Consider the following 21,698-nt stretch of genomic DNA (forward strand, 5'->3'; position numbering starts at 1 on the left):
AATACCGCCGATGACCCACGCCCCCGGCTTTCGTACCATCGCCCTGATCATCGCCAGCGCGATGTTCATGGAACAGCTGGATGGCACCATCCTCGCCACGGCCTTGCCCGCCATGGCGCGGTCGTTCGATGTGTCGCCGCTGCACATGAGCGTGGCGCTCACGTCCTACATGCTGAGCCTGGCCGTGTTCATTCCGGCCAGCGGCCACATCGCCGACCGCTACGGCTCGCGCAACGTGTTTCGCGCCGCCATTGCCTTGTTCACCCTGGGCTCGATCCTGTGCGGCGCAGCGGAAAACCTGCCGCTACTGGTGCTGTCGCGCCTGCTCCAGGGCATCGGTGGCGCCATGATGGTGCCGGTGGGCCGTCTGGTGATCCTGCGCTCGGTGCCCAAGTCCGAACTGGTCAGCGCGATGTCGTGGTTGCTGGTGCCCGCGCTGATCGGGCCCGTGGTCGGTCCGCCGCTTGGCGGTTTCATCGTCACCTGGGTGTCGTGGCGCTGGATCTTCTACATCAACGTGCCCATCGGCCTTGTCGGCATCTGGCTCGCCACCCGCTACATCCCCGATGTGCGTGCCGCGTCGGCCACGCGGTTCGACCGTGTCGGCTTCGTGCTGTCCGGCGTGTCGCTGTCGTGCATCGTGTTCGGCCTGGAGATGGCCAGCCGCGGCGTGACCTCGGCGATGGGTTCCTACGGGCTCATCGCGACGGGGCTGGTGACGGGGGCGTTTTACGTCTGGCATTCGCGTCGCGTGGCCAACCCCATCATCGACCTGTCGCTCATGCGCTTCACCACCTTCCGCCTGTCGGTGGTCGCCGGTTCGCTGACGCGTATCACGGCGGGTTCGGTGCCGTTCCTCCTGCCGCTGATGATGCAGCTGGGGTTCGGCATGTCCGCGGCGCACAGCGGCGTGGTGACGTTCGTGTCCGCGTTGGGGGCGATGCTTATGAAGGCCACGGCGGCGCCGGTACTGCGCCTGTTCGGTTTCCGCGCCACGCTGATCTGGAACGGCGTGTTTTCGATGATCTGCATCGCGCTGTGCGCGGCGTTCCGGCCCGACTGGCCGCTGTGGACCATCTACACCATCCTGCTCCTGGGCGGGTTTTTCCAGTCGTTGCAGTTCAGCGCGTACAACACGGTGGCCTACGCGGACGTGCCTGGCGAGCGCTTCTCCGCCGCCACGAGTTTTTATTCGACGTTCCAGCAGCTGATGCTCTCGCTGGGCATCTGCGTGGCCGCCGCGGCACTGCACCTGTCGGTGGTCTGGCACGGTCGGGACCACGCGCAGTTGCCCGACTTCAGCGTGGCCTTCGTGGTGGTGACCCTGATCTCGGTGATCGCCGCGCCGGTTTGTGCCCTGTTGCCGCGCAACGCCGGGGCTGAGATGAGCGGGCATCGGTCCCGGTAGTTCGTCTGCCAGGGGCTGGCGCGCGGCGTCGGTCGCTTCCTCGTTGCATGGGGCGCGGGCGGGGGCCGCTTCGACGCCGACCGCCTCAGGGGAGCGGCACCGGGTGGCGGAGCCACGACCCCTCCACGCCCGGCATCGCGCAGAGGCGCCGCGCTTGCGCCACGAACGCCTTGCGGGGCACTTCCACCGCGCCCATGCTCAGCAGGTGAGGATTGGTGACCTGCGCGTCGAGCCAGGGAAATCCCCAGCGGTGCAGCAGTTGGCACAACCCGGCCAGGGCGACCTTCGAACCGCCGCTTCGCGCGGAGAACATCGACTCGCCGCAGAACAGGCGGCCTACAGCGACGCCATAGATACCACCGACCAACGAGCCGCGATCCCATACTTCCACGCTGTGCGCGTGACCCCGACGGTGCAGCTCTTCATACGCCGCGATCATGCCCGCGCCGATCCACGTGCCTGGCTCGCCGTTGCGCGGCGCGGCGCAGGCGCGCACGACCCGGCCGAACGAGGTATCCGCGGTCAGTCGCCAGCCTGAGCGATCGATCAGCTTGCGCAAGCTGCGGCTCACGTGCACGCCGTCGGTGCGGAACACGCAGCGCGGGTCCGGCGACCACCAAAGAATCGGCTCGTCGTCGTTGAACCAGGGGAACACCCCCTGGCCATAGGCCGCGAGCAGCCGTTCGGGGGAAAGATCCCCGCCCCACGCGAGGAGGCCATTGGGCTCGTCGAGCGCGCTGTCCGGCAGCGGAAAGAGCCCGGGGCGCGACGGATGGAGTTGGGGCAGGTGAATCATCGTTCCGCGTACGGTGAATGGGTGAGCAACTCGGCGCGGTAGGCTTCGCGGTGCCGCGCCTCGTGGACGAGCGCGTCGGCCACGGCCTGCCGGAAGCCCTCGTGCGCGATGTAATGCCGGGAGTGGGTCAGGCTCGGCAGGAAACCCCGCGCCAGCTTGTGTTCGCCCTGGGCGCCGGGTTCGAAGCGGGCCAACCCCTCGCGGATCGCGTAGTCGATGCCCCGGTAGTAGCACAGTTCGAAGTGCAGGCCCGAGACCTCGACCTGCGCACCCCAGTAGCGGCCGTAGAGCGTGTCGCCGCCGCGCAGGAACAGCGCCATCGCCACGATGCGGTCCTCGTCGCGCGCCATCGCCACCTGTACGTTCGCGCCCATCGTCCGGCCGAGGTGCCGGAAGAACGGCAGGGTGAGTGCGGCGTGGTTGCCCTTCATGTCGAAGGTGAGCTCGTAGAGCGCGTGGATCTGCGCCCACGCGTCGTCGTCGAGCGTGTCACCGCCGCGCATGTCCAGGGTGAGACCGGCTGCTTGCGCGTGGGCGCGCTCCTGCCGGATGTTTTTCCGTTTTTTCGCCGTCAGCGCGGCGAGGAACTCGGCAAAATCGCCGTAGCCCCGGTTGTGCCAGTGGAACTGGTAATCCGATCGCGCGAGCCAGCGCGCGTCGAAGGCATCCCGTTCGTCGTCGCGAAGAAAGTTGGCATGCACCGACGACAGGCCGAGCCGGTCCGCCTCGTCGACGAGCGCCGCGACCAGGCGCCGGCGCAGGGCAGGGGCATCCTCACCGGGGCGCACGAGCAGGCGTGGTCCGGACACCGGCGAATACGGCGACGCCACCAGCAGCTTGGGGTAGTAATCGCCCCCGGCGCGCTCCCACGCCGCCGCCCAGCTCCAGTCGAACACGAACTCCCCGTGCGAGTTGCCTTTCAGGTATGTGGGCGCCGCGGCGAGCAGCCGGCCGTCCTCGACGAGGACGACGTGGCACGCTCGCCAGCCGTAGTCTTCGCGCAGGCAGCCGGAGGTCTCCATGCCGTGGAGAAACGCATGCGACACGAACGGATTGCCGTCAGGCACCATGGCGTCCCAGTCGGAGGACGCGATGCCGGCGAGGCCGTCGAGGAAACGGATCCCGTTCATGCCGGAGGCGGCCCCGCGTGTCGCGCGGGGCCTGTCGGTCACGGGTTGACCGGCATCTGCTGGTCGAGCCAGCGCTCGGCGTCCAGCGCGGCCATGCAGCCGAAACCGGCCGAGGTGATCGCCTGGCGATAGACGTGGTCGGCCACGTCGCCCGCCGCGAAAACGCCCTCGACCGAGGTCGCGGTGGCCATGCCGTTCAGGCCCGACTTGATCTGGATGTAGCCATCCTTCATCTCGAGCTGGCCTTCGAAGATGCCGGTGTTCGGCGTGTGGCCGATGGCCACGAAGAAGCCGTGCGCGGCGATGTCGCGGGTGGCGCCGGTGTTAACGTCCTTCACCCGCACGCCGGTCACGCCGGAATCGTCACCCAGCACCTCGTCGATCTGGTGGTTCCAGACCAGCTCGACCTTGCCCGCGGCAGCCTTTTCCAGGAGCTTGTCCTGCATGATCTTCTCGGCGCGCAGCTTGTCGCGGCGGTGCACCAGGTAGACCTTGCGGGCGATGTTGGCGAGGTAGAGCGCCTCTTCGACGGCCGTGTTGCCGCCGCCCACCACCACGACGTCCTGCTCGCGGAAGAAGAAACCGTCGCAGGTGGCGCAGGCGGACACGCCGCGACCCTTGAACTTCTCCTCCGAGGCGATGCCCAGGTATTTCGCGGTGGCGCCGGTGGTGACGATGAGCGCGTCGGCGGTGTATTCGCCGCTGTCACCCTTGAGCGTGAAGGGACGCTTGGACAGGTCGACCTTGTGGATATGGTCGAACACCATCTCGGTTTCGAAGCGCTCGGCGTGCTCGGCCATGCGGCGCATGAGCTCGGGACCCTGCACCCCCTTTTCGTCGCCAGGCCAGTTGTCCACCTCGGTGGTGGTCATGAGCTGGCCGCCCTGCTGCAGGCCGGTCACCATGGTCGGCTTGAGGTTGGCGCGCGCCGCATACACCGCCGCGGTGTAGCCGGCGGGACCGGAGCCGAGGATCAGCAGGCGGCTGTGCTTGGGGGTGCTCATGTATAATCCTTGGTTTAATAAGTGCGTAACGCGCGATCCGACCTCTCGCCCGCGCGTATCTGGCCCGCAAGAATGGGGAACAGGCGGGCATGATTCAAGACACCCCCGGGCGTGGCATCATGCCGCGATCCGTTCACCGAGGTATTCGTCAAACGTGGCGCGCAGCGCGAAAGTCGTCAAGAAACAGGCCAAGGCCCAGGTCAAGGCCCAGCGCGCGGGACTGAGCGACGAGCTCAAGCGCCGCCTGCGCGAGGCGGGAGCCCTGCTGCTGCTGCCGATCGCCCTGTACCTGCTGGTCTGCCTGATCAGCTACAACGACCAGGACCCCAGCTGGGGTCACATGGGCGTGGCCGAACGGGCCACCAATTTCGGTGGCGCGGTGGGCGCCAACATCGCCAACCTGCTGCGTTACATCTTCGGCCTGGTGTCTTACGGCTTCCCGTTGCTTCTGCTGGCGCTGGGCATCCGCGTGATCCGCCACCGCGGCGAGCGCGACGTGCAGCCGTGGGAGCCGTCGCTGCGCCTGATCGGCTTCGTTTTCTTCTTCATCACGGCGCCCGCGCTCGTCTACCTGAACGTCGATGCGCCTGTGCTGCCTGAAGGGCCGGGCGGTATCGTCGGCAAGTGGGTGGGGCGGGGACTGCACGGTGCGTTTGGGGACAAGGGCGCGCCCCTGCTGTTGCTGGCCGTGTGCCTGGTGGCGGTGACGCTGGCCACGGGGTTGTCGTGGTTCCGGCTGATGGATGCCACCGGCGAGCGGGTCGTGCGGATCGGCGGCTGGTTCGGCGGCAAGGTGCGCCAGGCGCCCGAGGTGATGGCCGCGCGGTCGGCTCGCGCCGAGCGCGAGGTGGTGAAAAAGGCCGAGGCGGTCAAGCAGGCCCGTCGCGAACCGGTACGCATCGAGGCCCCGGCCGCTGCGGTGGTGGTCAAGAGCGAGCGCGCCACCCGCGAAAATCAGATTCCCCTGTTCACCGGCGCGTCCATGGACGGCGAACTGCCGCCGCTGTCGCTGCTCGACGAGGCGCCGCCACAAGGCCCGGGGTATTCCGAAGAAACCCTTGAGGTGCTCTCGCGGCAGGTGGAGCTGAAATTGCGCGATTTCCGCGTGGAGGCACGCGTGGCCGGGGTGTATCCGGGTCCGGTCATCACCCGGTTCGAGCTTGAGCCCGCGGCCGGCGTGCGCGGCAGCCAGGTGTCCAGCCTCGACAAGGACATCGCCCGCGGTCTGTCCGTGGTGAGCGTGCGTGTGGTCGACGTGATTCCGGGCAAGAACGTCATCGGCCTGGAAATCCCCAACACCAAGAAGCAGATCGTCTACCTGTCGGAGATCCTGCGCTCGGAACGCTACGACCAGGTGAAGTCGCCGCTGGCGCTGGCGTTGGGCAAGGACATCGGCGGCAAGGCCGTGGTGGCCGATCTGGCCAAGATGCCGCACCTGCTCGTCGCGGGTACCACCGGCTCGGGCAAGTCGGTGGCGGTGAATGCCATGGTGCTGAGCCTGCTCTACAAGAGCAGCGCGAAAGACGTCCGCATGATCATGATCGACCCGAAGATGCTCGAACTCTCGGTCTACGAGGGCATCCCGCACCTGCTCGCGCCGGTCGTCACCGACATGAAAGAAGCCGCCAATGCCCTGCGCTGGTGCGTGGCCGAGATGGAGCGGCGCTACAAGCTCATGGCGGCCGTGGGGGTGCGTAACCTCGGCGGCTTCAACAAGAAAGTCAAGGAAGCCGAGACCGCGGGCCAGCCGCTGCTCGACCCGCTGTTCCGTCCCAACCCCGACATGCCGGGCATGGTGGCCGAACCGCTCGAGCCGCTGCCACACATCGTGATCATCATCGACGAGTTCGCCGACATGATGATGATCGTCGGAAAGAAGGTCGAAGAACTCATCGCCCGTCTCGCGCAGAAGGCCCGCGCGGCCGGCGTGCACCTGATCCTCGCCACCCAGCGCCCGTCGGTGGACGTGATCACCGGCCTCATCAAGGCCAACATTCCCACCCGCATCGCCTTCCAGGTGTCGTCGAAGATCGATTCGCGCACCATCCTCGACCAGTCTGGCGCCGAGGCGCTGCTGGGTCACGGCGACATGCTCTACCTGCCGCCGGGCACCGCCACGCCCGAGCGCGTGCACGGCGCCTTCGTCGACGACCACGAGGTGCACAACGTGGTCGAGTGGCTGCGCGCGCAGGGCACGCCCAACTACATCGAGGGCGTGCTCGAAGAGGTGCAGTCCACCGCCGACGGCAAGATCATCAACGACGCCGGCCTGCCGCAGGACGCCGACGGCGACGCCGACAGCGACAACGCGCTCTACGATCGCGCCGTGCGAGTCGTCACCGAGACCCGCCGCGCGTCGATTTCCGGCGTGCAGCGCCACCTGCGTATCGGCTACAACCGGGCCGCCCGCCTCGTCGAACAGATGGAGCAGGACGGCATCGTCAGCGCGCCGCAGCACAACGGTAACCGCGAAGTGCTCGCGCCGCCGCCGCCGAAGGACTGAACCCCATGAATGCCATCCCCCCGGGGTCGCTGCGCCAGCGTCCCTGGAGCCTGCTCGTCAGCGGCGATCTGACGCCCACCCCGGAAGTGCTCGACGAAATCGAGAACGTGTTCGAACTCAATCCGTCCATCCCCGGGCTCGAGCTTCGCTCGGACGATGGCCGCCATTGCACGGTGGTGCGCGACTACCCGGCCGGCCATACGGCCGAGGTCGACGACGCCCTCGAAGTGATCTTTGCCGAGCAGCCCGAGGTGGCCGAAATCGTCGTGCTTGGTCAGGAGGCCCGTCCCCAGCATGTTGCCACCCGCGAGGCGCCGTTCTGGCACCGCGACGGCAAGGCCATCGCCGACATCAGCGACAAGATGCGTTCGGGCGAGATCAGCCCTGGCGAGGCCATCGACATGCTTAAGTCGTTGTTCGAGACCGATCGCTGACAATCCGCGCCGCCACTCACGGAAAACCGCCCATGAAACGCCTGCTGCTCGCCGCGACGCTGTTCCTCTCCTGCCTTCCGGCGTTCGCCGCCGGCCCGGCCCGCGAACGCCTCGACGCCTTCGCGAAGGGGCTGCATTCGGTGACCGGGCGTTTCAGCCAGACCCTTTCCAACGCCAACGGCGACCCGGGCAAGACCAGCTCGGGTACCCTGGCCTTGCAGGCGCCGCGGGAATTCCGCTGGGAGACGCTCGCGCCCTACAAGCAGACCATCGTTGCCGACGGCAGCCGGGTGTGGCTCTACGACCCCGATCTGGAGCAGGTCACCGTGCGCAAGCAGAGTACCGAAGAGGCGCAGAGTCCGCTCACCGTGCTGACCGACCTCTCGCTGCTCGACCGCGACTTCAAGGTGACCGAGCAGGGCGAGCGTGACGGCCTGCAATGGCTGCGCCTGAAGTCCACCAGCAAGGATCCGCAATTCGACTACGCGGACCTGGGCTTCGACGCCTCGGGCCTGGCCCGCATGGAGTTCCGCGACCAACTCGGCAACACCACGCGTATCCAGTTCGCGGGTTGGCAGAAGAACGGCCCCATCCCCGCCGACACCTTCCACTTCGTGCCACCGCCGGGCGCTGACGTCATCGGCGACCAGCCGGTCATCGAGACCCAGCCGCTGCACTGACAAGGCGTTTGCCCCGCTTTGCAGGAGCCCGCCCCGCGGGCTAACCGGGCCGCCAACCGAAGGGGGCGCCGATCGCATGGCGATACGGCGGCCGCCGGTATCGCCATGCGACCCGCCTGACACGCCGCACGATCATGCGATTTCATGCCAGACTCCGCCCCGGATATCGGACGGGGTCGAGGGATAGGGCGTGTACGTTCTTTTCGGAATCATCGGCGCGATCATCGGCGCTTTCGTGGGTCAAGGCGTCGCAGGCAGTGTCGCGGGATTCGCCATCGGCGTGCTCTGGGCGCGCACGTCCCTCCTGCGTGACGAACTTGACCAAGCGCTTCGCCGCCTCGACGCGACGACCACGCCCGCGTCGATCATTCCGATCGCCGAGCCTGCGGCGGTGTCGGCCGACGACGTGACGCCCTGGCCCGAGGCCACCGCCCCTGGCATGGGGCAACCGGCGATCGTCCCACCCCCGATGCCGGCCGAACCCGTCGCGGCCGACAGGCCGCCCTCGGTGCCTCCGCCCATGGCGCCCTTACCCGAGGCACCCGCAGATCCGACGCGTGGCGAGCGCCTCGCCCAGGCGATCAAAGGCTGGTTCACGGAGGGCAACGTGCCGGTCAAGGTCGGCATGCTGGTGCTCTTCGCAGGCGTGGCGGCCTTCCTCAAGTACGCCACGGACGCGGGATTGCTGCGGGTTCCCCTCCCGGTGCGCCTGATGCTCGTGGCGCTGTTCGCCATTGCCGGCACGGCGTTCGGCTGGTTCCAGCGCGACAGGCGGCGGGCCTTCGCGTTGTCGCTCCAGGGTGGCTCCATCGGCGTGCTTGTGATGACGGTGTTCGCCGCCTATCGCCTCTATGGATTGATTGGCCCGTTGCCCGCGTTCGCCTTGCTGGTGATCTTCGTCGGTGGCCTGGGCATGCTCGCGGTGCTCCAGGATGCGCTCGCCCTGGCCGTGCTGGGCCTGGTCGCCGGTTTCGCCGCGCCGATCATCGCGTCGAGCGGGCAGGGCAGTCACGAAGCCCTCTTCACGTATTACGCCGTGCTCAACCTCGGCATTCTCGGCATCGCCTGGAAGAAAGCCTGGCGCGTGCTGAACGTGCTCGGTTTTGTCGCCACCTTCGGCGTCGGCACCGCCTGGGGCGTGCTCAAGTACAACGCCGGCCTGTTCTCCAGCACCGAGCCGTTCCTTGTGCTGTTCTTCCTGCTTTACCTCGCTGCGCCCTGGCTGCACGTGATGCGCTCGCCCGATCGCCGTCGCGCGGTGCTCGATGGTTGCCTGATGTTCGGCAACCCGATCGCGTGCCTGGTGCTCCAGGCGGCGCTGCTCGACTGGGCGCCGATGCCGCTCGCGCTCTCCGCGCTCGTGGCGGCGGCGATCTACGTCGGCATCGCGTTCGCGCTTCGCCATCGCGAGGACATGCGCCTCTTGCGCGACACCTGGGCCGTGCTTGCCGTGGCCTTCGCCACGGTCGCCGTGCCGCTCGCCCTGAGCGCGAGTGCGACGGCGGCGGTCTTCGCGCTGGAAGGGGCCGGGCTGATCTGGCTCGGCTTCCGGCAGTCGCGCCGTTTGTCGCGCTGGATGGGCGTCCTGCTGCAGGTCGCGGCCGCCGGGGCGTGGCTGCTCGCAGCGATGCTGGATGATCGTGATCGCTGGGCGCTGCTCAACGGGCACTTCATCGGCGCCATGCTGATCGTGGCGGGCGGCGCGCTGGGCGCGTGGCAGTTCGATCGGCATGGGCGCTCGCAAGGCGTCTCCAGCATCGCTCGCGTCGGCCTCGCGCTGTGGGCGCTGCTCTGGTGGGATATCGGCGTCGGTCGCGAGATCGGCCGCCACCTGCAGGGTGCCGGCAACCTTGCCGCGTGGATCGCCTTGGCCGGGGTGACCGCGTGGGTGATCGGCGAAGCCAGCCGTCGCGTGCGTAAACTCGATCTGGGACTCACGCTGGCCTTCCTGGTGCCGGTGATCTTCCTGCTTCTGGTCTTCATGGCGCAGGCGGCGGACGATCGCCACGTGCAGCCGTTCAGTGGGTATGCGTTGCTGGCGGTGATCGTCGCCGGTATCGCCGGATGGTTCGCGATGCGGGCGATCCGCGACGGCCACCGTGTGGCCGTCGTCGCCGCCAACGTACTGTGGTGGGCGCGCTGGCTGGCCCTTGTCGCGGTAGCGACCGACGTGGCCATCGGTACGTCGGTTGCGCTCGGGCCCGGGTGGGTCGCGGCGATGTTCGGGGCGCCGACGTTGCTGCTGACCGCCGCCTTGCTGTGGTGGCCTCGGCCCGTGATGGCACCGTTACCGACGTCGACGACGGCGCTTCGCCTGATGCTCGGCGGTGTGTTGCTCGCAGGCACCGCCATCATCGGCCTGGCCTTGCTGGGCAACGCGGGCGGCGTGCGGCCGTTGCCGTTCGTGCCGCTGCTCAATCCCGTCGACCTGTTGCTTGTCGCCGTGGGTGTGCTGGTGTTTCGCGGGATGTCCGATTCCCTGGCCCCGGTCGGGCTCCGCAGGATCCGTCCGCCGATCGTGGCCGCGTGGGTGTTCATGCTCGCCACGAGCGCCACGCTGCGCGCCGTGCATCAGCTGGGCGGCGTGCCTTGGAGCGGGGCGCTGATGGGATCGAGCCTCGCGCAACTGTCGCTTACCGTGGTGTGGAGCGCGGTGGGCGTGCTGGCCTGGGTCGCCGGATCACGTCGCGGGCAACGCACGCTCTGGCTGGCCGGCGCCTGCATCATGGGCCTGGTGCTGGCGAAGCTCCTGCTGGTCGATCGCGACCACCTGGGCAACCTGTTCGGCATCGGTTCGTTCATGGCCTACGGCCTGTTGTGCACCCTCGTCGGATACCTTGCCCCGGCACCGCCGCGGCAGATCGCGGAGTCGCCCCATGCGTCGTAAAGGATCGTTCGTCGCGTTGATCGCGGGTCTTGCCACGGCCCACGCCGCGGACGCGCCGCGTTTCGCGTACGCCTATCCGCTCGCCACGCCGCCGGGCGCCAACGCTTATCTCGTCGAACTGCCGCAGGACGCCTACCGCTGGGCGGTGGCGGACGCCGGCCTGGCCGACGTGATCGTGGTGGACGCATCGAATCGTCCGGTGGCGATGGGACCGTATCGCGCAGCCGGTGCCCAGCAGCGGCGGATGCCGGTCACCGTCGCGCTCCTGCCGGTACCTCCAGTGGCGGCGGGGGCCGTCGGCCCGAGCATTCGCCGGGACACCCAGGGCAACATCCTCATCGAGCCGGGGGCGGCGCCCGTGAACGGGGCGCCCCGCGAATGGTTGCTGGACGCGCAACGGCCGATCGCCGCCGAGTCCCTGGCGTTCCCTTCCGGGGATCGCGAAGCCAACCTCAGCGTGGATATCGACGGCAGTGCCGACCTGCAGCAATGGGCGCCGCTCGCGCGAGACGTCGCCATCGTCACGGTGGGTCGCGGCGACGGCGCGGTGCAGGCGCTCACTGCGACGCTATCGGGCGCCGCATGGCGCTATTACCGGGTGCGTGTCCGCCAGGGCGAGGCTCCTTGGGACACCGGCCATGCGTGGACCGCGACGCTGACCGGCGTCGTCACCGACGAGGGCACGCGCGACGACGCGCCCCTGCGCTGGTTCGACATGGCGCCGACGAGCCAGGCCGCGGGCGGGCAGGGCGTGGACTACGATGTTCTCCTGCCCGCCGCGCTCCCCCTGAGCCAGGTGCGTGCCACGCTCGGCCCCGACGACCAGGTGGCACGCCTCGACGTGGCGGCGGTCGATGGCGCGGCGATCGACGCGTTGGGCAGCCTGGTGATCGCCCCGGGTGCGGCGCCGCCAACGCTCGTGCTGGCACCCTATCGGCGCAACCACCTGCGTGTGCACGTGTCGACACCCCTGCGCGACGCTCCCCGGCTGAGCCTCGGCTGGCAACCGGATCGCTTCGTGTTTCTTCCCGAGGGGCAGCCGCCGTATCGCCTTCTGGTCGGCAGCCGCTCGGCGCGTCGCCCCGACTGGCCGATCGGCGATGCGCTGGCAGGCCTGCGGCAGCGGGGCGGCCCTCAGTGGCGCCCCACCGCCGCGACCGTGGGACCGGGCGAACCCCTCGCGGGCCGTCAGGCGCTCGACGCGCCGCCGGCACCGTTCGACTGGACGCGACCCCTGCTCTGGGCGGTGTTGCTGCTGGGCGCAGGCGTGATCATCGGCATGGCCGCCAGCCTGCTGCGTCGCAAGGGCCCGGGCGACCGTTGAGGCACCCTGCACGGCGAACGCGCGATAATGCGCGTTCACCGCACGCAGCGAACCCCATGTTTTCCCAATCCCCCGGCCTGTTTGCCGAACCCGATGCGCTGAAGCCGCTCGCCGAGCGCATGCGCCCGAGATCCCTCGACGAGATCGTGGGGCAACAGCGTGTCGTCGGTGAGGGCAAGCCCTTGCGTCGCGCGTTGGAAGCGGGCCGGGTGCATTCGATGATCCTGTGGGGGCCGCCCGGTTGCGGCAAGACCACGCTGGCCTTGCTGGTGGCCCGCTACGCCGACGCCGACTTCCGTGCGATCTCGGCGGTGATGAGCGGCTTGCCCGACGTGCGCAAGGCACTCGCCGACGCCGAAGGCAAGTTCGCCCAGGGACGGCGCACCGTGCTGTTCGTCGACGAGGTGCATCGGTTCAACAAGGCCCAGCAGGATGCGTTCCTGCCGTACATCGAGCGTGGGGTCATTCTTTTCGTGGGCGCGACGACGGAGAATCCGTCGTTCGAACTCAACTCCGCGCTGCTGTCGCGCTGTCGCGTGCACGTGCTCGATGCCGTGCAGGCCGACGACATCGTCGCCGCGCTGCGCCGTGCGCTGACCGATGCCGAACGTGGCCTGGGCGACCTCGGGCTCGATGTCGACGACGCCATGCTCAGGCTCATCGCCACCGCTGCGGACGGCGACGTGCGTCGTGCGTTGACGCTGCTGGAGATCGCCGCGGAGCTGGCCGACGGCGGGCGGATCGACGATGCCACGCTCGAACAGGTGCTGGCCGATCGCACGCGCCGGTTCGACAAGAGCGGCGAGCAGTTCTACGACCAGATCTCGGCCCTGCACAAATCCGTTCGCTCGTCCGATCCGGATGCGGCGGTCTACTGGCTGACGCGCATGCTCGACGGTGGCTGCGATCCGCTCTACCTCGCGCGGCGCCTGACCCGCATGGCGGTGGAGGACGTCGGCCTCGCGGAACCTCGTGCATGGCGCATGGCGCTGGATGCTTGGGACACGTTCGAACGGCTCGGCAGTCCGGAGGGCGAACTGGGCCTTGCGCAGCTGGCCATCTGGCTGGCGGTATCGCCCAAGAGCAATGCGGCGTACATGGCTTACAACAAGGCACGCGACGTGGTGAAGCGCATGGGAAGCCTCGACGTGCCCATGCACCTGCGCAACGCGCCCACGAAGCTGATGAAAGGGCTCGGCTACGGCAGCGGTTACCAGTACGACCACGACGTGGAAGGCGGCATCGCGCTCGGCCAACAGTGCCTGCCGGACGAACTGGTCGGCACGGTGTTTTACGATCCCGTGGATCGCGGTCTTGAACTGAAACTGCGCGAGAAGCTGACCGCGCTGCGCGCGGCGCGGGCCGCTGCGCGCGAGGGCGACTGACTCGGACGGCGTCAACGCGATGGCCTTCGGGTCGTTACGCCACCGCTCACACCTTCACACGCCCCACCGTGGGCACCGGCCTGCACCGGTGCGACGGGTAGGAGAGGTATCGCGCATCGAGAGACGACGGTCCCCCACAACCCCTCGCCTCGGCGCAGGCCGTGGCCCACGGCGAGGCGCAGGGAAATGCGTTGCGCTCAGCCGCCCGCCGCGAGCGGCAGCGCACTCCACACGATGCCGTGCGGGAACAGGTGATCGCGGATCGACGACTCGTGCATCTGCGCGGAGAACCCCGGCGCCGTCGGCGCGCGGTAGCGGCCGTGCTCGATCCGTACCGGATCGACGAAATGCTCGTGCAGATGGTCGACGAACTCAATGGCGCGGTCTTCCTTGCGTCCGGTGATGGCGACGAAGTCGGCCATGGCCAGGTGCTGCACCAGTTCGCACAGCCCCACGCCGCCGGCATGCGGGAAGACGCGCACGCCGAAACGCGCGGCCAGCAGCAGAATCGCGAGGTTCTCGTTCACCCCGCCCACGCGCGCGGCGTCGATCTGGATCAGATCGACCGCACCGGCCTGCAAAAGCTGCTTGAAGATCACACGGTTCTGGCCGTGCTCACCGGTGGAGATCGGCGTGGGCGACACCGCGTGCCGGATCGCTGCGTGGCCGAGCACGTCGTCCGGGCTGGTCGGTTCTTCCACCCAGGCCAGGCCCACGTCTTCGAGCGGGCGCAGCCAGTCGATCGCGGTGCCCACGTCCCAGCGCTGGTTCGCATCGACGGCGATCGCGATGTCCGGCCCCACCGTTTCGCGGGCGAGGCGGCAGCGTCGGATGTCGTCTTCCAGGCGCAGGCCGACCTTCAGCTTGATGGTGCGGAAGCCGTCCTCGACCGCCTGGCGGGCCAGGCGCTGCATCTTCTCGTCCGAATACCCGAGCCAGCCCGGCGACGTGGTGTAGGCCGGATAGCCCTCGGCCTCCAGCTGCGCGATGCGCTCGCGCTTGTGCGGTTCGGCCGCGCGCAGGATCTCGAGCGCCTGTGCCGGCGTCAGCGCGTCGGTGAGGTAGCGGAAATCCACCTGGTCGACGATCTGCTCTGGCGTCATGTCGGCGATGAAGCGCCACAAGGGCTTGCCCGCGCGGCGCGAGGCGAGATCCCACGCGGCGTTGATGACGGCACCGATCGCCATGTGCATCACGCCCTTCTCGGGGCCCAGCCAGCGCAACTGCGAGTCGCCGTTGAGCTCCCGCGCGAACGCGCCGAGGTCGCCCACGATGCCGTCGACCGTGCGGCCGACCACGAAATGCTCCAGCGCGGCGAGCGCGGCCGTCTGCACGTCGTTGCCGCGACCGATGGTGAACACCAGGCCATAGCCGGCCAGGCCATCCGGGCTGTTCGTGCGCAGCACGACGTAGGCCGCGGAATAGTCCGGGTCGGGGTTCATCGCGTCGGACCCGTCATGGGCCAGCGATGTCGGAAAGCGGACGTCGAACGTGTCCAGCGCCGTAATTGTCACCATGCGGTCCGGCCTCCCGTGCCGGGTACGTCAAAAGGATCAGGATCGGTCCGACGGATGCGCCACGACCTGCTGTCGCTGGCGGCCGAGGCCGTCGATGCCCAGCTCGATCACGTCGCCGGGCTTGAGATAGGTGGGCGGTTTCAGGCCCAGGCCCACGCCGGCGGGCGTCCCCGTGCTGATCACGTCGCCGGGCATCAGGGTCATGTAGCGGCTGATGTAGCTCACCAGCGCGGCCACGCCGAACACCATCGTGCGGGTGTTGCCGCTCTGGTAACGGTGGCCGTTGACCTCCAGCCAGAGCGAGAGATCCTGTGGCTCGGGTACCTCGTCGCGGGTGACCAGCCAGGGGCCGATCGGACCGAAGGTGTCGCAGCTCTTGCCCTTCACCCACTGGCCCCCGTGCTCGAGCTGGAACGCGCGCTCGGAGAGGTCGTTGATCACGGCGTAGCCCGCCACGTGCTCCAGCGCCTGTTCGACGGAGACCTCGCGCGTGACGTCGCCGATGATCACGCCCAATTCCACTTCCCAGTCGGTCTTCACCGAACCACGCGGAATGACCACGGTGTCGTTCGGTCCGCCGATCGCGGTGGTGGCCTTCATGAAGAGCACGGGCTGCTCCGGCACCGGCGCGCCGGTTTCGGCGGCGTGGTCGGCGTAGTTCATGCCCACGCAGAGCATCTTGCCGATGCCCGACACCGGCGCGCCGTAGCGCGGTTCGCCCTCGACGAGCGGCAGGCTGGCCGGATCGATGGCGGCCAGGCGGCGCAGTCCGGTGTTGCCGAGCACGTCGCCCGTCAGATCCGGCACCACGCCGGAGAGATCGCGCAGTCGGCCGTCGCCGTCGATGAGGCCCGGCTTCTCGTGGCCGGGCGCGCCGTAGCGTGCGAGTTTCATGGGCGTTTCCTCAGTTCGACCAGCCGCCGTCGATGACGTGCACGGTGCCGGTGGTGAAGGACGATTCGTCGGAGGCCAGGTAGAGGGCGAGGGCGGCGATTTCCGTGGCATCGCCGAGGCGGCCCATGGGCTGACGCTCGATGAAGCCGCGCCAGGCGGCCTCTTCGTCGCCGCCCAGGGCGCGCACGCGATCGCCTAGCGACGGCGTTTTCACCGTGCCCGGGCAGATCGCGTTGCAGCGCACGCCGCGCGCCACGTAGTCGGCGGCAATCGAACGGGTCAGGCCGATCACGGCGGCCTTGGTCGTGCTGTAGGCGAAGCGGTTGGGTACGCCCTTGAGGCTGGAGGCCACCGAGGACATGTTCACGATGCTGCCCTTGCCGCGCGCGAGCATGCCCGGCAACACGGCCCGGCAGGTGTGGAACATGCTGTCCACGTTGATCGCGAACGAGCGGCGCCAGCCGGCGTCGTCCGTGTCCAGCAGCGTGCCCGCGTGCACGTAGCCCGCGCAGTTGAAGAGCACGTCGACGTCGCCCGCGGCGGCGACCACGGCCTGGATCTGCGCGGCGTCGGTCACGTCCAGGCGATGGGCGGTGATGGACGCGTTTTCGTGGACGAGACTCGCCAGGGCGGCCTCGTCGATGTCAGTGGCGATCACCGACGCGCCTTCGGCGGCGAAGGCGAGGGCGGTGGCGCGGCCGATGCCGGCCCCGGCCGCGGTGACCAGCGCGCGTTTGCCGGCAAGACGTTGGGTCATGGCGAACTCCTCGATGCGATGGAATAGGTAGCGATGGCGTTGCCGCCGAAGACGGCATCGACGTGGCCCGGCGCCAGGCGCTGCACCAGCGCGTGAGCGCAGGTTCGCCAATCTTCATAGGTGGCGTGCGTGGTCAGCACCGGCCAGTCGCTGCCCCAGATCAGGCGGTTCGGGCCGAATACCTCGAACAGGTGGGCCACGTAAGGCTCGAGCCGGTCGTCGTCGGGGGCCTGCCCCGTGAGCGTGAGCAGGCCCGAGAGCTTGCAGTGCACGTCGGGCATCTGCGCCAGACGCGCGATGGCCCCGGCCCAGGATGCGAACGCGTGGCCGGCGATGTCCGGTTTGGCCGCGTGGTCGATCACGGTGCGCAGGCCCGGGTGGCGCACCAGGCGGTCCTGGAGTACCCGCAGGTGACGTTCGTCGACGAGCGCATCGAAGACGAGGCCGCGATCGCGCAATGCGTCGAACGCGTCATCAAGCGCACGCAGGCCCAGCCACCCGGTATCGGGGATGTCCTGCACCATCGGGCGGATGCCGCGCAGCAGCCCGCCGCCGTCGTGCATGAGCCAGTCCAGGCGCGAGGTCACGTCGGCCGACGCCATATCCACCCAGCCGACCACGCCGAGCACGTTCGGCGTGGTGCGCGCCAGTTCGAACAGGTAGCGCGTCTCGCGTTCGTCCGGCGCCGCCTGCACGAGGATGCAGGGATCGGTGAGATGGGCGGCGTCTTCGGGCAGGAATGCACGCTGTAGCGACGACGGCGCGTCGGCGAGCCAGCCGTAGTGCAGGCGCGACGGGTTCCAGTAGTGTCGGTGCGCGTCCACGATCACGGCGTGGGGGCCTCGGCCTCGATCAGGCCGCTCGCGCGCAGCGCGTTCCACGCGGCGGCGGGCACCGTCGCGCGGTGGCGGCGCAGCGCGGCGTCGACTTCGTCGACCGAGCGCAAACCGCATACTACGCTCACGACCGCGGAATGGGCGAGCGGAAACTGAAGCGCGGTCGCCCCCACCTCGACACCGGTGTCGCGAAGGACATCATAAAAACGCTGCGCGCGGGTACGGACTTCCGCCGTCGCGGGCGCGTAATCATAGGTATCGCCGGGACCGGCGGCACCACCGAGCAGTCCGGCGTTGTAGGGTCCCGCCACGAGTACCGCCACGTCGTCCGCACCGGCGCGGGCCATGACCTCGCGGCTGGCGTGCTGCTCGAACAGGGTGTAGCGGCCCGCGAGCATGATCGCGTCGAGGGGAAACCGCGGCATGACGTCGAGACACACGGCCTGTTCGTTCACGCCCAGGCCGATTGCGCCGACCACGCCTTCATCGCGCATGCGCGCCATTTCGGGCAGGGCTTCGTCCAGCGCCTGGGCCAACACACGCGGATGGTCGGCGCCATGGGTGAGGGTGCCGATATCGTGCAGGAACAGGATGTCGATGTAGTCGGTGCCGAGACGACGCAGGCTCGCGTCGAGGCTACGACGGAGGCCGTCGCGGCTGTAATCGAAGCGGGCGCGCCGTCCGCTCACGGCAAAGCCGTCGGCCATGCCGTCGCGTCCGTCGTCATCTTCGATCACCCGGCCGAGCTTGGTCGACAGGGTGTAGCTGTCACGCGGTACCCCGGCCAGCGCCTGGCCGATGCGCGTCTCGCTCAGCCCGAAACCGTAGTACGGGGCCGTATCGAAGTGCCGGATGCCGCCTTCCCACGCATGCCGCAAGGCTCGCGTCGCCTCCTCGTCGGACACCTCCGCAAAGAGGTTACCCACCGGTGCGCCACCGAAGGCGAGGGGCGAGAGCGGTTTTCCCAGGGACATCGTGGCTCCCGAACCATATGAGCAGAAATAAATACTACGTTTATATGTGAACTTGTCCAGTACCCATTCATCGACGGCGTAACCGGCCCACGGTAACGGTTTTGTGAAATTCACCGCACCCTTTCATAAAAATTCCGCTGCGTCGCAACTTGATTCCTTGCGTCGCGTATCTGAATACTATGTTCGCCAGTGAACGGACTCGCAGGAAACGGGCATCAGGGGCATCGCGTGACCGGCTGAGGGGCCGGGCGATCGCATCCCGCGATCCCGTTTTCCGCAAGGCATCGCGCGGCGCCGTTCGTGCCGCGACGTTCCAACGCACAAGACCAAGACCTAAAACCCAGCACTCGCGCGCCCGCCAGGGCCCGAATCACACGACACCGTTTTCGGGGGAGACACCATGATCAACGGCAAGACCTTGCTGTGCGCGAGCATCCTTTGCGCGCTCGCCGGCGCCGCCTATGCGCAGGACGCGGCACCCGCGCCCGCGCCCGCGCAGGACGCCACGCCCAAGACCGCCCAGCAGAAAGCGGCGGAAAAGCAGGCCCAGCAGCTGCAGGAAGTGACCGTCACCGGTTACCGCGGCAGCCTGGAGAAGGCCATCGACGTCAAGCGCAACGCCAATGCGGTCGTCGACGCCATCAGCGCCACCGACATCGGCAAGTTCCCCGACACGAACGCCGCCGAGTCGCTCTCGCACCTGCCGGGCATCACCGTGGACCGCCAGTTCGGCGAAGGCGAGAAGATCAGCGTCAACGGCACCGACGCCGCGCTCAACCGCGTGCTGCTCAACGGCCAGACCATCGCATCGGGCGACTGGGGCGGCAACCCCACGGACACCAGCGGCCGTACGTTCAACTACTCGCTGCTGTCGCCCGAGATCATCGGCCTCATGGAAGTCTACAAGTCGCCCGAAGCCCGTATCGACGAGGGCAGCATCGGCGGCACGGTGATCATCCATACCCGCAAGCCGCTCGACCTGCCGGCCAACACGCTGCGCGGTTCGCTCGGCTACAACTACAACGACCGTTCCGAGCAGGGCAACCCGCGTGCGTCGGCCCTGTGGAGCTGGAAGAACAGCGACAGCACCTTCGGTTTCCTGACCAGCGTCACGCATGACAAGGCCGACCTGTCGCGCGCGGGTATCGAGTTCTTCGGTTACACCAAGGGTTCGGGCATCACCAGCAACCCGACCGTCACGGGCGATCCGAACTACGCCAACTCGAAGATCCCGGTGGGCATCAACAGCGCCTACTTCCAGCAGGAGCGCGAGCGCAACGGCATCCAGTCGGCGCTGCAGTGGCGCCCGGATGACTACAACGAGTTCAACCTGACGGGCCTTTACGTCAAGGGCAACTACAACAACTTCAGCGAGTCGCGCTACGTCTGCCCCGGCTGCGGCGACCTGAACAAGCTCACCAACATCAACAATAGCAACGGCTACATCACCTCCGGCACGGTGTCGTCCACCACCGGCAACGGCCAGCCGTACGCCGAGCTCGACGCGAACTACCGCGAGACCACCGTCTCCACCAAGAGCATCAACCTGCGCCACGACTTCAACGGCGACGCCTGGACCTTCAGCAGCCAGCTCGGTTACACGTCGGCCCGCGGCGGCAAGAGTCCCGAATACCTGATGAAGTACCTGCTGCAGAACGGCGGCTACAACTTCGGTTACGACGGCCGCAACACCAACGTGGACTACCAGGACGGTTCGGCCGGCAACTGGGGCCTGCCTGCCTCGCCCGCCGGTTCGCCCCCGGGTGATCCGACCCTCAACGGCAAGTACCAGGCTGGCGGCATCTATTACGAAACCACGAAGGATCGCGAGCGCTACGCACAGTTCGACGCGTCGCGTGACCTCGAGTGGGGCCCGATCAACCAGATCCGCATGGGCGTGAAGTACACCAACCACTTCAACGGCACCGATTCGCGCGGCAACCGCATCAACACGACCGATGCGATCACGCTCGACCAGTTCAACCCGGGCATGACGCCGGGCAGCCTGTTCGACGGCCTGCATGCGAGCGGCGACCTCACCGACTGGCCGACCGCCAGCCAGGGCGCCGTGGTCGACTACCTCAAGAACCAGCCGCAGGGCCCGTATAACCTCAACTATCCGTCGATGTTCGGCGTGGCCGAGGTGACCAAGGCCGCCTACCTGCAGATGGATTACGAGTCGGGCCCGTGGCGCGGCAACGTCGGCGTGCGGTACGTGGACACGCGTGACACGTCCACCTACTACCTCAACACCGCCAGCGATTCGACCTACCGCCGCACCAGCACCAGCACGCACTATTACAAGCCGCTGCCGGCGTTCAACATCGCCTACGACATCGACGAGGACAAGGTCGCCCGCTTCTCGGTGGCCAAGGTGATCGCCCGTCCGCGTTACAGCGACCTGGCCGGTTCGGTCTCGCTCAATGGTGCCAGCACGGGTAATTTCACCGCCAGCGCGGGCAACCCGAACCTGAAGCCCTACCAGTCGACCAACTTCGACCTGTCGGCCGAATGGTATTTCGCCCCGGCCAGCCTGCTCTCGGCCGAAGTGTTCGTGCGCAAGATCGACAGCTACATCGTCAGCACGACCTCGGACCGCTCGCTCACCGATCCGACCACCGGCCAGACCAACGTGTACTCGGTGACCGGCCCGGTCAACGCGTCCAACGCCAAGGTGTCGGGCCTGTCGCTGATCTACCAGCAGGATCTCGGCTACGGCTTCGGTATCCAGACCAACTACACCTACAGCAAGGCCACGACGCAGACGCAGGACGACGGTGGCAAGCTCAACCTGCCGTACCTGTCGAAGAACACGATCAACATCATCCCGTACTACGAGCACGGCCCGTGGTCGGCGCGCATCAACTACAGCCGCCGCTCGCCGTACTTCACCCAGGTGGGCCGCCTGAACTCCAACGTGTTCTCGGACGCCTACAAAGAGCTCGACGTGAGCGCGTCGTACCAGTTCACCGAGTGGGCCGGCGTGACGGTCAGCGCGACCAACCTGCTCGATTCCACCTATTACCAGTACGCCGACATCAAGTACGCGCCGATCGGCGAATACAAGAACGGTCGCACGTATTCGGTGACCCTGAACTTCAAGCTTTAGTGCGAACCCGGCGGGGCTTCATCCCTGGGCCCCGCCGGTCTTTTTTTCGCGACGAATTTA

The 21,698-nt window shown here is 68.0% G+C and carries 16 protein-coding genes; 8 read left to right on the forward strand and 8 right to left on the reverse strand.

The features are described from left to right. The first annotated feature begins 10 nt into the window (after positions 1 to 10). Positions 11 to 1,408 (forward strand): MFS transporter, encoded by a 1,398-nt coding sequence (locus PI246_RS13240; protein ID WP_320551778.1) that lies wholly within the window; start codon positions 11 to 13, stop codon positions 1,406 to 1,408. Between the two features lie 85 nt (positions 1,409 to 1,493). Here the strand turns inward: PI246_RS13240 and aat are convergent, their stop codons facing one another. The 3 genes from aat to trxB are packed head-to-tail and all read right to left on the reverse strand — an operon-like array spanning position 1,494 to position 4,338. Further along, the gene (aat, locus tag PI246_RS13245; protein ID WP_320551779.1) at positions 1,494 to 2,204 is read right to left on the reverse strand and encodes a leucyl/phenylalanyl-tRNA--protein transferase; all 711 of its coding nucleotides are present in this window, start codon (positions 2,202 to 2,204) and stop codon (positions 1,494 to 1,496) included. After that, positions 2,201 to 3,334 (reverse strand): GNAT family N-acetyltransferase, encoded by a 1,134-nt coding sequence (locus PI246_RS13250; RefSeq protein WP_320551780.1) that lies wholly within the window; start codon positions 3,332 to 3,334, stop codon positions 2,201 to 2,203. The genes aat and PI246_RS13250 overlap by 4 nt, the downstream gene beginning before the upstream one ends. Positions 3,335 to 3,372: 38 nt before the next feature. Then, positions 3,373 to 4,338: a thioredoxin-disulfide reductase gene (gene trxB, locus PI246_RS13255; RefSeq protein ID WP_320551781.1), complete on the reverse strand. Its 966-nt coding sequence runs from the start codon at positions 4,336 to 4,338 to the stop codon at positions 3,373 to 3,375. Between the two features lie 154 nt (positions 4,339 to 4,492). Between trxB and PI246_RS13260 the strand changes: the two genes are divergently transcribed. The 6 genes from PI246_RS13260 to PI246_RS13285 all read left to right on the forward strand — a co-directional run bounded on the left by PI246_RS13260 (position 4,493) and on the right by PI246_RS13285 (position 13,551). After that, a complete protein-coding gene (locus tag PI246_RS13260) occupies positions 4,493 to 6,841 on the forward strand; it encodes a DNA translocase FtsK (protein ID WP_320551782.1) in 2,349 nt (782 codons plus the stop codon). A gap of 5 nt (positions 6,842 to 6,846) precedes the next feature. Next, positions 6,847 to 7,275 carry a hypothetical protein gene (locus PI246_RS13265; RefSeq protein WP_320551783.1) on the forward strand — a complete coding sequence of 143 codons (429 nt, stop codon included), beginning with the start codon at positions 6,847 to 6,849 and terminating at the stop codon, positions 7,273 to 7,275. Between the two features lie 32 nt (positions 7,276 to 7,307). Then, complete coding sequence (gene lolA, locus PI246_RS13270) at positions 7,308 to 7,955, forward strand: outer membrane lipoprotein chaperone LolA (protein WP_320551784.1); 648 nt, start codon at positions 7,308 to 7,310, stop codon at positions 7,953 to 7,955. A gap of 190 nt (positions 7,956 to 8,145) precedes the next feature. Then, positions 8,146 to 10,842, forward strand: a complete 2,697-nt coding sequence (locus PI246_RS13275) for a DUF2339 domain-containing protein (protein ID WP_320551785.1) — start codon at positions 8,146 to 8,148, stop codon at positions 10,840 to 10,842. Then, complete coding sequence (locus PI246_RS13280; protein ID WP_320551786.1) at positions 10,832 to 12,166, forward strand: DUF3999 family protein; 1,335 nt, start codon at positions 10,832 to 10,834, stop codon at positions 12,164 to 12,166. Before PI246_RS13275 ends, PI246_RS13280 begins: the two co-directional genes overlap by 11 nt. Before the next feature lie 56 nt (positions 12,167 to 12,222). After that, entirely contained in the window at positions 12,223 to 13,551 is a 1,329-nt protein-coding gene (locus tag PI246_RS13285) for a replication-associated recombination protein A (protein WP_320551787.1), read from the forward strand. A 197-nt stretch (positions 13,552 to 13,748) separates the two neighbouring features. On the opposite strand, the gene PI246_RS13290 is transcribed toward PI246_RS13285, so the two are convergent. From PI246_RS13290 to PI246_RS13310, 5 genes are read right to left on the reverse strand one after another with little or no spacing between them, the layout of a single operon-like run. Then, positions 13,749 to 15,068, reverse strand: a complete 1,320-nt coding sequence (locus PI246_RS13290) for an L-fuconate dehydratase (RefSeq protein ID WP_320551788.1) — start codon at positions 15,066 to 15,068, stop codon at positions 13,749 to 13,751. Positions 15,069 to 15,104: 36 nt separating this feature from the next. After that, positions 15,105 to 15,962, reverse strand: coding sequence for a fumarylacetoacetate hydrolase family protein (locus PI246_RS13295; RefSeq protein ID WP_320551789.1), 858 nt, complete (start codon positions 15,960 to 15,962; stop codon positions 15,105 to 15,107). Positions 15,963 to 15,972: 10 nt separating this feature from the next. Beyond that, entirely contained in the window at positions 15,973 to 16,719 is a 747-nt protein-coding gene (locus PI246_RS13300; RefSeq protein ID WP_320551790.1) for an SDR family oxidoreductase, read from the reverse strand. Continuing rightward, positions 16,716 to 17,549 (reverse strand): amidohydrolase family protein, encoded by an 834-nt coding sequence (locus PI246_RS13305; protein WP_407069817.1) that lies wholly within the window; start codon positions 17,547 to 17,549, stop codon positions 16,716 to 16,718. The genes PI246_RS13300 and PI246_RS13305 overlap by 4 nt, the downstream gene beginning before the upstream one ends. Then, a complete protein-coding gene (locus tag PI246_RS13310) occupies positions 17,546 to 18,529 on the reverse strand; it encodes an aldo/keto reductase (RefSeq protein ID WP_320551792.1) in 984 nt (327 codons plus the stop codon). Before PI246_RS13310 ends, PI246_RS13305 begins: the two co-directional genes overlap by 4 nt. 400 nt (positions 18,530 to 18,929) lie before the next feature. Here PI246_RS13310 and PI246_RS13315 point away from each other — a divergent pair, with 400 nt between their 5' ends. After that, positions 18,930 to 21,638, forward strand: coding sequence for a TonB-dependent receptor (locus PI246_RS13315; RefSeq protein WP_320551793.1), 2,709 nt, complete (start codon positions 18,930 to 18,932; stop codon positions 21,636 to 21,638). Positions 21,639 to 21,698 lie beyond the last annotated feature (60 nt).

Source organism: Luteibacter sahnii (genome assembly GCF_034063545.1).
Taxonomy (GTDB): Bacteria; Pseudomonadota; Gammaproteobacteria; order Xanthomonadales; family Rhodanobacteraceae; genus Luteibacter; species Luteibacter sahnii.

Bases quoted from the DNA above. Each gene is read 5' to 3' on its own strand.
- PI246_RS13240 (WP_320551778.1), top strand. From the start codon at position 11: ATGACCCACGCCCCCGGCTTTCGTACCATCGCCCTGATCATCGCCAGC.
- aat (WP_320551779.1), bottom strand. From the start codon at position 2,204: ATGATTCACCTGCCCCAACTCCATCCGTCGCGCCCCGGGCTCTTTCCG.
- PI246_RS13250 (WP_320551780.1), bottom strand. From the start codon at position 3,334: ATGAACGGGATCCGTTTCCTCGACGGCCTCGCCGGCATCGCGTCCTCC.
- trxB (WP_320551781.1), bottom strand. From the start codon at position 4,338: ATGAGCACCCCCAAGCACAGCCGCCTGCTGATCCTCGGCTCCGGTCCC.
- PI246_RS13265 (WP_320551783.1), top strand. From the start codon at position 6,847: ATGAATGCCATCCCCCCGGGGTCGCTGCGCCAGCGTCCCTGGAGCCTG.
- lolA (WP_320551784.1), top strand. From the start codon at position 7,308: ATGAAACGCCTGCTGCTCGCCGCGACGCTGTTCCTCTCCTGCCTTCCG.
- PI246_RS13280 (WP_320551786.1), top strand. From the start codon at position 10,832: ATGCGTCGTAAAGGATCGTTCGTCGCGTTGATCGCGGGTCTTGCCACG.
- PI246_RS13285 (WP_320551787.1), top strand. From the start codon at position 12,223: ATGTTTTCCCAATCCCCCGGCCTGTTTGCCGAACCCGATGCGCTGAAG.
- PI246_RS13290 (WP_320551788.1), bottom strand. From the start codon at position 15,068: ATGGTGACAATTACGGCGCTGGACACGTTCGACGTCCGCTTTCCGACA.
- PI246_RS13295 (WP_320551789.1), bottom strand. From the start codon at position 15,962: ATGAAACTCGCACGCTACGGCGCGCCCGGCCACGAGAAGCCGGGCCTC.
- PI246_RS13300 (WP_320551790.1), bottom strand. From the start codon at position 16,719: ATGACCCAACGTCTTGCCGGCAAACGCGCGCTGGTCACCGCGGCCGGG.
- PI246_RS13310 (WP_320551792.1), bottom strand. From the start codon at position 18,529: ATGTCCCTGGGAAAACCGCTCTCGCCCCTCGCCTTCGGTGGCGCACCG.
- PI246_RS13315 (WP_320551793.1), top strand. From the start codon at position 18,930: ATGATCAACGGCAAGACCTTGCTGTGCGCGAGCATCCTTTGCGCGCTC.